Here is a 1,091-nt window from a genome sequence, read left to right as displayed (position 1 = left end):
ACGCTTCCGCTGTAGTTTCCGATACCTGTGATCGTTACTTCAATTGCTCCTGTTACATTTGTGTAATCAGTCTTGTTGTAACTTACCGTGTAGTCAGTTCCTTCTACAAGAACTTTATCCCCATCTTTTACGGTTGGTGTCCACTTATGTTCTTTTCCATCATAAGTTTTATCTGATGGTTTATTGACTGTTACACCTCTGTAATTCGGATTCTCCGGTACAATACTCTGCTCTGTGATCTTCAGTGTTCCCACACTGTCTTTCACTTCGTAGTTGCTTTCCTTTGCGGTTCCATCCCACTTCAGTTCATAACTGTTCTTTTTGGTTCCCTTATTGGTAATGGTTCCTGTTGTCTTGAAGCTTACGGTCTCTCCCTTTACAATTCCATCGATTGTTCCGGCTGCTGTCAACGGTGTTCCGTCGTATACCTTGCTTGCATCCGGTGTATTGATAGTCACTGGAGCCTTTGTGATCTTGATCGTACCATTATTATAAGTAATCTTCAGATCCTTTGTTACATCTTTACCCTTTGTATTCACGATCACAAGCTTATCTGCTGTCGCTTCCACTCCGGCTTCTGGTGTAACGTCTGTTGCTGTTGCATTGGATACTGCTTTTGTTACCTGGTAGCCTTTCGGCAGTCCTGTTACTGTAACGGTTGCTCCATGGGCCTTTCCATCATAAACATGAGTCTCGCCTGTTGTTGTTACTACAACTTCCTTCGTACTCTCTGTTACGGAAAGGGTTCCTACTTCTTTTTTCTCAAGCTCGTAGTTAGACTTCTTTGCACTTCCTGTCCATTTCAGTTCATAGCTATTCTCGCTGTTTCCTACAACTGTCTGGCTTCCTGTCGTCTTAAAGTCTACGGTCTCACCTTCCACCAGTCCGCTGACTTTACCGCCTGCTGTCAAGGCTTCTCCATCGTATGCCTTGCTGGCTGATTCCGTCTTGATGCTGTACTTTCTTGGCAGGATCTGGTAACTCTTCACTACGCTTCCGCTGTAGTTTCCGATACCTGTGATCGTTACTTCAATTGCTCCTGTTACATTTGTGTAATCAGTCTTGTTGTAACTTACCGTGTAGTCAGTTCC

Annotated in this window: 1 protein-coding gene; it reads right to left on the bottom strand. The window is 44.0% G+C overall.

Going from position 1 to position 1,091, the window contains the following annotated elements; genetic code table 11:
• Positions 1-1,091, bottom strand: a 1,091-nt coding sequence (locus DXA18_RS15700; RefSeq protein ID WP_330424630.1) for a hypothetical protein, incomplete at both ends; no start/stop codon positions are given.

The organism is Dorea sp. AM58-8 (assembly GCF_003464045.1).
GTDB lineage: Bacteria > Bacillota > Clostridia > Lachnospirales > Lachnospiraceae > Claveliimonas > Claveliimonas ammoniilytica.
This window is presented reverse-complemented; position numbering and strand designations above follow the sequence as displayed.